The sequence below is a fragment of the Rhizobium sp. BK098 genome (assembly GCF_014193155.1).
In the GTDB taxonomy this organism is placed as follows: Bacteria; Pseudomonadota; Alphaproteobacteria; order Rhizobiales; family Rhizobiaceae; genus Rhizobium.
Window position 1 is genome coordinate 1 of record NZ_JACHYY010000032.1, and the last position, 8,201, is coordinate 8,201.

Here is an 8,201-nt window from a genome sequence, read left to right on the forward strand (position 1 = left end):
GAAGCTCGTCGTAATCAAAGTGATAAGGCGAGATTCCGGCAAGCCAGAGCACGAGGCTCATGCAGCAAAAGAACAGGATTTGCACGACGAGGCGCGCGGTCGGGCGACGGCGCCCCTGGATATGCCAGATAAGAATGCCGGCCAGCCCGAGCAGATTGATCAGGACGAGCGATAGAAAATGATGTTCGCCAAACATGATGGGGTTCACCGACGATGATTTCCTGAAACCGGGAAGGGACAGGCGCCTGCGGCGCCAGTCCCGCATCCAGCTATTTCTTGATCGGGAAGGTCAGTTCCTTTTGGTTGGTGTCGACGACGAAGACGGCCAACAGCTTCGCCGGCTTGGCCTTGCTGGCATTCTCGCTGACACCATGGCGGTCGCCCGGCATTTCCGAGAAGCTCTCGCCGGCCTTGAAAACCTTGACCGGGCCGTCGTTGACCTGGCTGCGGATCGCACCCTCCAGGACCGTCGCATAGATGAAGGCCGAATCCGGATGGGTGTGGCCCGAGGAAAAGCCTCCGGGACCGTATTCCACGAGGACGCCCTTGATGCTCTTGCCGGGAACGTTCGGCAGTTGATGCTCGTAGACGAGCGTGACCTTGGCATCCTTCTCGCCGGCATCATGTGCAACGGCATTGGTGGACAGTAGCGCGGCTAGGGCGAGGCCGAGAATTGACTTGATCATCTCGAATTCCTTTCTTGAGAGCTGGGCGGTGCGGCGCCTGCGGCGATGCACCGTGTTCATTCACTTGCGGGCGGAGGTTGCGAACCATTGCTCGAAGGTGATGCGGCCGAGGCGCGGATTGCCGTCGGACACGAGCGAGCCGTCTTCCAGCCGGGCGCCGAAATAGCGGGCTTCCGGATCCGCCACGACCTTGCGGGCATCTCCCATGGCCTTCAGATAGCGCGCAACGAGTTCGTTCAGGCGGACACGTTCCGGACCGGAGATCTCGACGATGCCGTTGATTGCCGCCGAGTTCGCGACGACGGTCATGTTGTCGGCGACGTCGTCGGAAGCGATCGGCTGCACGTAGGCCGGCGACAGGTGCACCGTATCGCCGACCGTGCCGGATTGGGCGATGCCGCTTAAAAATTCCATGAACTGCGTCGAATGGACGATCGTGTAGGGAATGCCGGAGTCGCGGATGATCTTTTCCTGTGCGACCTTGGCGCGCATGTAACCGCTTTCGGGCAGACGATCGACGCCGATGATGGAAAGGGCGATGTGATGCTTCACCCCAGCCGTCTTTTCCGCTGCCGCCAGATTGCGGCCCGAGGTTTCGAAGAATTCGAGCACGGCCTTGTCCTCGAAGGACGGCGAGTTTGCGAGGTCCATGACGACGGAAGCGCCGACCAATGCTTCGGCGAGCCCTTCGCTGGTAATCGTATTGACGCCGGTGTTCGGTGCGGCGGCGATGACCTCATGGCCCTGATTGCGAAGGCGGTCGGCCGTCTTCGAACCGATCAGGCCGGTTCCGCCGATGATAACGATTTTCATAAGCTTCTCCATTTGCGGCCGCTTTGCGCGCCGCATTGTTCGTTCATTTCTGTGTGATGGGTTGCAGGTCGGGCCGGTTCTGATCAAGCCTTGCATCCGCTCGGCCGAGCCGGGTGCTCCCTGACGGGTGCACGCCGGCCCGGCACTCGCTCGCCAGGGAGTTAGTAGTCCCAGAACACCGGTACCCAACGGAAAACATCGCCGTCGGCTGCCACATGGCCGACGGAGGGGAAGGGCATATGGGTGGCCACCAGAAGTCCGCCGGTCTCGGCCAACTCCCGCAAAAGACGGACGCGCACGCGCGCAGCTTCTTCCGGATCGTGTTCGAAGCCGTTGAACCAGTCGGGGTGCTCGAAGCCGACCGCAAACACGGCATCGCCGGCAAACATCAGCCGGTCCTTGCCGGAGGCGACTCGGACCACGCTGTGCCCGGGCGTGTGGCCGCCGGTTCGGGAGACGACCACACCCGGCGCGACCTCGTACTCATCATCGAACAATCTGAGGTGGCTGTCGTACTCTTTTCTGAACTGCTTGGCGGCCGCTCGAAGCGCGTCCGGGAAGCCGGGTGGCATGGACACATGAGAGAAATCGGGCGCCTCCCAGAATTTGACCTCTGCCGCCGCCACATGGATCCTGAGGTCTGCACGCAGCCGCTCCTTCACCCCGTCGACGAGCAGCCCGCCAACGTGGTCCATATGCATATGGGTCAGCACCACGTCGGTAACGGATCCAAGGTCGATGCCGGCGGCTTCCAGTCGCTTGATCAATTGTCCGGCGCGCGGCAGGTTCAACTCCGGGTCCAGTCCCAGGCCGGCGTCGATGAGGATGGTTTGCTTGCCGCTGCGCACCACGGCCGCGTTCAGCGCCCAGTCGAAAGCGTCCTGCGGCAGGAACATGTCGTTCAGCCAGCCCGCGCGCTCGGTCGGGTCGGCATTATGTGCCAGCATCTTCGTTGGCAGCGGTAGTACGCCGTCGCTGATTATCAGTACCTCGATATCGCCGATCCGTACTGCGTAGCGCGACGGAACCAGCTCGTCAGGGTTTGATTTAGCGGGACGAGAAGTGTCCAGGTCCATGTTTGTCTCCTGTTGATCGAGATCTTGGAACCGATTGGGCCGGCTCCACGGTTGAAACGATTGTCATGAGAGTCTTGGTCGCGGCCGCCTGAACGGCCGCGCATCGTTTGCTGAAGCCCTCTATGAAAGGCTTAGTTGAGGCCGGCCCTGTCGAGGCCGTAGGCCTTGTCGGCCGAGCCGGGCACGGTCTTGAAGGCGATACTGGCGCGGTTCCAGGCATTGATGACCATGATCGCGAAGGTGAGATCGGAAACTTCCTTCTCGGAAAGCTGGCCGCGCACGCGCTCGTAGAGCTCATCGGGAATGCCACCTTCATGCAGTTTCGTCACCGCTTCCGTCCAGGCGAGTGCAGCGCGTTCGCGAGGAATGAAGAGGTTGGATTCCCGCCAGATGGCAATGTGGTAGAGCCGGAGTTCACTCTCGCCGTGGATCTTGGCTTCCTTGACATGCATGTCCAGGCAGAAAGCGCAGCCGTTGATCTGCGATGCGCGGATATGAACGAGATCCTGGATCTTCTGTTCGATGGCGCTGTCTTTCAGGGCCATGCTGAGTTCGGAGAGTTTCCTGAAGAGTTCCGGGGATTGCTGGGCATAGTTCAAACGCTGTGTCATGGTCGCCTCCGTTATTAAGGATATTAAATGTCCTTATGGATAAAAGATATCCTTAATATCTGGACAGTAAAGCCCTTCCGGGCTAAGGTTCGAACATAAGGCCTATGCCGAAAAGTATGGGGTGGGGATGGATATCGTATGCGCATTGCAAACATTCATGCGGGTGGTGGAGACTGGCTCTTTTTCTGCCGCAGCGATTGATCTCAGGCTGACGCAGCCTGCTGTTTCACGCCAGGTTTCGGCGCTGGAGGCGCATCTCAACACACGTCTGCTGCATCGCACGACCACCGCGCTGGCGTTGACGGCCGAGGGGGAGCAGATTATCCCGATGGCACTTAAGGTCATCGAAGCGGTCGAGGCGCTTAGTGAAACCACATGTCGTGATGGTGGGCGCGTGGCCGGCAAGGTACGACTGGCTCTGCCGACGCCGCTCGGGCTTTACGTCAGCGATCGACTCGGGACGCTGCTCGAACGCCATCGGGGACTTTCCGTCGACTTGCTCTTTCGCGAGGAACCGTCCGACCTGGTCGAAGAGGGGATCGATCTCGAGGTAAGGCTTGGAACGGTCGCGGACTGCAGTCTGATGTGCCGCAGAATTGGGTGGACGACGGCCTTTCTCGTTGCTGCGCCTTCTTATCTGCGAGAGAGGGCGGCACCGAAAAATCCCGACGATGTCAGTACTCATGATTGCATCTGTTACAGTCGCGCCGGAAACGGCCGGGCATGGTCGTTCTCCAATGGTGCCGAGGACGTTAGCGTGCGGATCGCGCCGCGCCTCGTCGCCAGCAATGCGCTTGCCGTCCACCGTGCCGTGCTGGCTGGCAATGGGATTGCCGTACTTTCCCACATTCTTGTCGGGCCCGACATCGAGGACGGCAGGTTGATAAACGTCATGCCAGACTTTCCGCCGAGCCGGGTCGCCATTAGCGTCGTCTACCCCTCGCGTCGGAACCTGCCGTTGCGCATCAGGACGGTCCTCGACTTCCTGATTGAGATAGTCGGCAGGGATCCGCTGATGGCGCCCGCGTCTTCTCATTGATTGTGTTGATGACGCGTTTTTGCGTTGCTTGGCAGGCATGCCATCGAAAGCTTTAAATCGGACCGCTTTGTAAAAACCGGTTTCGGCCACACCTAAAGGCAAGCCATGGGGTTCGAATGAGCTGTGACAGGGGAGCCTTCCAGGCTGACGGACGTATCGGCCTCACGCTCTGTTTCCTCATGCGATGGCGTTGTCTTAACGGGTAGCAAAACTTGTGTCTTAAGCGAGCGCCAAGTTTTGATGGAGAAGACGATGGGTGCCGACGTCACTATGATGGGCGCTGGGCATGCTTCCATATCATAGACTATGCCAGATCACGGATGCCTAAGTGGTATATCTATGTTCAAGTGCAACATGCCAATGATTTCAATGGCTTCACTTTGGAGATTTTCGCATGTCCCGCTGCTATTCGCAATTGACCCTCGCCGACCGCCGTCGCCTTCATTACCTCGTCGAGCGAAAGAGCCGCTACACCGTGACGATCAAGAACCCAAGCCGGCATTCGCGGCCGATCATGGACAAGATCATCGAAGCCTTCTCGCCTTTGCCAGCCTTTGCACGCCAGAGCTTCACCTTTGACCGCGGCACCGAGTTTGCCGGCTTCAGGGCTTTGGGAGATGGCATCGGCGCATGCAGTTGTTTCTGCGATCCCAGCGCGCCGTGGCAAAAAGGTGCGGTCGAAAACGGCAACAAGCGCATTCGCCGCTTCATGCCAGGCGACACAAATCTGGCCGAAGTGCCGCAATCGGGGCTGGTTCAACTCGCTCGCCATCTGAACGACCAACCCCGTAAATGCCTTGGATACAAGACGCCGGCCGAGGTGTTCATGGCGCATTTGCAGGATCAGGCGTGATCCCCTACCCTGCAAAATAGGCGTGATGCACTTGGGAGCTTCTCCAGTCATTGATAATGTGGGATGCGGCGCGAAAGCAGCGGTTCTGATCCCTTCACATCATACGGATCCGATTTTATTGAGTTTGGGTCGTGATCTTTAGAATGTCGCTTTGCAGCCGAGGCGAGATGACTGCTCTGCGCCTGCGTTGCTGTCGTCGAACAAGTGGTTCACAGTCTTAGAATCTACCGCCGCGCGCCGTCGATGCATGCCGAGACTGCTGGCTGGGAAATATCAACTACGAGCGTCGTTGCGAATCTGATTTGCCGCACGGTAACGGATTGCGAACCTGTGTGGGCGTGCGCCTTGGGGAACGTCAAGGTCCACATTATGATAGCAAATCGCACCAGTGCGAGCGGAGCACTGGCGCGATCGACAGGAACTGGGGCGTCGCTCAGAGGCCCAGGTCACTCAGCGACGGATGGTCATCCGGACGGCGGCCGAGCGGCCAATGGTACAGCCGATCGCTTTCAGCAATCGGCATTTCGTTGATGGATGCGTGACGGTGCGCCATCAGGCCGTCCTCTGCGAATTCCCAGTTCTCATTACCATACGCGCGGAACCACTGCCCGTTGTCGTCGTGATATTCGTAAGCGTAGCGTACAGCGATGCGGTTGTCCGTAAAGGCCCACAGTTCCTTGATGAGCCGATATTCGTGTTCCTTGTTCCACTTGCGCTCGAGGAAAGCCCGGGCTTCTTCCCGATTGGTGGCGAATTCGACCCGGTTACGCCAGCGCGTATCGAGCGTGTAGGCCAGAGCGACCTTCGCCGCATCGCGCGTGTTCCAGCCATCTTCGGCCAGGCGAACCTTTTCGATGGCAGTTTCTCGGGTGAACGGGGGGAGTGGGGGACGTGTCATGGTGTTTCCTTTCGTATTTTGAGCGGTTGCGGCAAGCGCGGAGCCCGCAAGGGCCACAGCGGGGATCGCGGTAATGAAAGTGCGGCGTTGCATACGAATAGCGCGGTCAAAACGGCTTGGTCGGGAGGTACTTGCCATCCAGCGTGATCACGGCGCGCGAACCGCCTTCCGGATCTTCAACCTTGTCGATGGTCAGCTTGAAGTTGATGGCGCTGATGATGCCATCGCCGAATTTTTCGTGGACCAGAGCCTTCAGCGTGGTCCCATAGACCTGCACGATTTCGTAGAAGCGGTAGATGGTCGGATCGGTCGGCAGACCGTTCCCGATGCTGCCGCGGACCGGAACTGTCTGCAGCAGGGCGACGGCGTCGTCGTCAAGGCCGAGTTTCTTACCCACGGCTTTGGCGGCGTCCGCCGGAAGCGGATGCTGGCCGAGCAGGGCGGCGGTGACGAAGGCCTCCGACAGACCGGTGCCCTCAGTGATCTGGGCGTAGGTCAGGTCTTTCTTGAGCTTTGATGCGAGGATGACTTCCGTCAGGTCCTGGCGAGTGGTCTGTGTGGCTTGGGACTGTAGCATTGGTATCCTCTCCTTGCTTGGAATGCAGTGTTCAGGCAACGCGCCTGGCTTGATATTTGATGGCCTGGACGTCGGGATTGTCCGCAAGGGAGACGAAGGCGCCCCTGCTGCCATCGAAAGCTTCGATAAGGCCGCTCGCGATGTCGTAAATCCAGCCGTGCAGCGCGACGCGCCCCTCTTCGAGGGCCAGCCGCACCGATGGGTGGGTCTGGATATTGGCGAGCTGGGCGATGACGTTTTCGCGCACCATCGATGCGACCTTGGCGGGCTGATCCTGGTGCTGGCGGGCTTCGTTCACGACGCGGGCAGAGTCCGCGTAACGCAACCAACTGGCCACGGCGGGCATGTGATCCAGGCACTTGCACGTCGCGATGGCGGTCATCGCGCCGCAGTCGGAGTGGCCGCAGATCACGATGTCGGAGACATGCAACGCTGCGACGGCATACTCGACCGAGGCGGAAACGCCACCCGGCTCGGGGCCGTAGGACGGGACGATATTGCCTGCGTTTCGGATGACAAAGAGGTCGCCCGGCTCGCGCTGGGTAACCAGTTCGGGCACCAGCCGGCTGTCCGAGCAGGAAATGAACAGAGCCCGCGGGTTCTGCTGATTTGCCAGATCCTTGAACAGTTTAACCCGCTCAGGAAAGGCCTCCCTCTGGAACTTCAGAAAGCCCTCAATAATGTCCTTCATCGCTGCAATCTCCGTTCCTCGATTTGTTGAGGAGAAGGCTACGGAAGGCGTCGCATAATGTAAAAGTCTCGTTTATTATGGGGTGGATTAGATAATCTTATAGGTTCGACCATGCTTGCTCGACAGGTTCGTTATTTTCTCGCAGTGGCGGAGCATGAGAGCTTCACGCGGGCTGCAGACGCCCTGCACGTCTCCCAACCGGCGCTTTCGCAGCAAGTCAGGTTGATGGAGGAAAGCCTCGGCGTGCAATTGTTCGACCGATCAGGGCGCACGACACGATTGACGGATTCCGGAGAGGTCTATCTTCAATACGTGCGCCGCGCATCGCAGGAGTTCCGGGAAGCCAAGCGCGCTATCCACGATGTTAACGACCTCAGCCGTGGTGCGCTGCGCGTTGCGGTGACACCGACCTTCACGACCTATCTGGTCGGACCCCTCGTCGAGGCGTTCTACAGTCGCTATCCGAATATCTCCGTCAACGTACGGGAGATGTCCCAGGAGCATATGGAGGGCCTGCTCCTGTCTGATGAGGTCGATATCGGGATCGCGTTCGCCGGCACACTGACAGCGGACATAGATATCGACCCCCTGCTGGTGGAATCCCTCGCCCTGGTCGTCAGTACCGGTCATGCCCTTGCGAATGAAACGTCGATCGGGCTTGAGACCCTGAGCGCCGAGTCATTGTTGCTGCTCAGCGCAGAGTTCGCGACGCGCGAACAGATCGATCGCTTCTGCCGCCAGCACGATATTCGCCCCAAAGTACAGATAGAGGCCAACTCGATCAGCGCGGTGATCGAAATCGTCCGCAGGACGCGGCTCTCGACGCTCCTGCCTTCAACGATCGCATTTGCCCATCAGGACTTGGTCGCCATTGCGCTTGATCCCGTGCGCTTGCAGCGCACGGCCGTTCTGATGCAGCGTAAAGACGCATACAGAAGCGCGGCGGCGCGGGCCTTT

General features: G+C 59.4%; 9 protein-coding genes and 2 pseudogenes. 3 read left to right on the forward strand and 8 right to left on the reverse strand.

The genetic code is table 11. The annotated features are described in order from the left end of the window. The 5 genes and pseudogenes from FHT73_RS28945 to FHT73_RS28965 form a co-directional block, all read right to left on the reverse strand. A pseudogene (locus FHT73_RS28945) lies at positions 1-196 on the reverse strand (mechanosensitive ion channel family protein); the annotation flags it as partial. A 73-nt stretch (positions 197-269) separates the two neighbouring features. Beyond that, a complete protein-coding gene (locus tag FHT73_RS28950; RefSeq protein ID WP_112610476.1) occupies positions 270-686 on the reverse strand; it encodes a cupin domain-containing protein in 417 nt (138 codons plus the stop codon). 60 nt (positions 687-746) lie between these two features. Further along, entirely contained in the window at positions 747-1,499 is a 753-nt protein-coding gene (locus FHT73_RS28955) for an SDR family oxidoreductase (RefSeq protein ID WP_183716489.1), read from the reverse strand. Between the two features lie 161 nt (positions 1,500-1,660). After that, entirely contained in the window at positions 1,661-2,575 is a 915-nt protein-coding gene (locus FHT73_RS28960; protein ID WP_183716491.1) for an MBL fold metallo-hydrolase, read from the reverse strand. A 131-nt stretch (positions 2,576-2,706) separates the two neighbouring features. Beyond that, positions 2,707-3,186 (reverse strand): carboxymuconolactone decarboxylase family protein, encoded by a 480-nt coding sequence (locus tag FHT73_RS28965; RefSeq protein WP_112413166.1) that lies wholly within the window; start codon positions 3,184-3,186, stop codon positions 2,707-2,709. A gap of 127 nt (positions 3,187-3,313) precedes the next feature. Here FHT73_RS28965 and FHT73_RS28970 point away from each other — a divergent pair, with 127 nt between their 5' ends. Further along, positions 3,314-4,225 carry a LysR family transcriptional regulator gene (locus FHT73_RS28970; protein WP_183716497.1) on the forward strand — a complete coding sequence of 304 codons (912 nt, stop codon included), beginning with the start codon at positions 3,314-3,316 and terminating at the stop codon, positions 4,223-4,225. Between the two features lie 448 nt (positions 4,226-4,673). After that, positions 4,674-5,078: pseudogene (locus tag FHT73_RS28975) on the forward strand (IS30 family transposase); the annotation flags it as partial. A gap of 433 nt (positions 5,079-5,511) precedes the next feature. Here the strand turns inward: FHT73_RS28975 and FHT73_RS28980 are convergent. From FHT73_RS28980 to FHT73_RS28990, 3 genes are all read right to left on the reverse strand, one after another. Then, positions 5,512-5,976 carry a DUF1348 family protein gene (locus tag FHT73_RS28980; protein ID WP_112610397.1) on the reverse strand — a complete coding sequence of 155 codons (465 nt, stop codon included), beginning with the start codon at positions 5,974-5,976 and terminating at the stop codon, positions 5,512-5,514. 106 nt (positions 5,977-6,082) lie between these two features. Continuing rightward, positions 6,083-6,553: a cyanase gene (cynS, locus tag FHT73_RS28985; protein ID WP_183716493.1), complete on the reverse strand. Its 471-nt coding sequence runs from the start codon at positions 6,551-6,553 to the stop codon at positions 6,083-6,085. A 31-nt stretch (positions 6,554-6,584) separates the two neighbouring features. Further along, a complete protein-coding gene (locus FHT73_RS28990) occupies positions 6,585-7,244 on the reverse strand; it encodes a carbonic anhydrase (RefSeq protein ID WP_112413013.1) in 660 nt (219 codons plus the stop codon). A gap of 111 nt (positions 7,245-7,355) precedes the next feature. Here FHT73_RS28990 and cynR point away from each other — a divergent pair. Continuing rightward, a partial coding sequence (cynR, locus tag FHT73_RS28995; RefSeq protein ID WP_183716495.1) for a transcriptional regulator CynR occupies positions 7,356-8,201 on the forward strand: 846 nt, incomplete at its 3' end.

Coding starts and splice junctions, on each gene's coding strand:
- FHT73_RS28950 (WP_112610476.1), bottom strand. CDS start 686: ATGATCAAGTCAATTCTCGGCCTCGCCCTAGCCGCGCTACTGTCCACC.
- FHT73_RS28955 (WP_183716489.1), bottom strand. CDS start 1,499: ATGAAAATCGTTATCATCGGCGGAACCGGCCTGATCGGTTCGAAGACG.
- FHT73_RS28960 (WP_183716491.1), bottom strand. CDS start 2,575: ATGGACCTGGACACTTCTCGTCCCGCTAAATCAAACCCTGACGAGCTG.
- FHT73_RS28965 (WP_112413166.1), bottom strand. CDS start 3,186: ATGACACAGCGTTTGAACTATGCCCAGCAATCCCCGGAACTCTTCAGG.
- FHT73_RS28970 (WP_183716497.1), top strand. CDS start 3,314: ATGGATATCGTATGCGCATTGCAAACATTCATGCGGGTGGTGGAGACT.
- FHT73_RS28980 (WP_112610397.1), bottom strand. CDS start 5,976: ATGACACGTCCCCCACTCCCCCCGTTCACCCGAGAAACTGCCATCGAA.
- cynS (WP_183716493.1), bottom strand. CDS start 6,553: ATGCTACAGTCCCAAGCCACACAGACCACTCGCCAGGACCTGACGGAA.
- FHT73_RS28990 (WP_112413013.1), bottom strand. CDS start 7,244: ATGAAGGACATTATTGAGGGCTTTCTGAAGTTCCAGAGGGAGGCCTTT.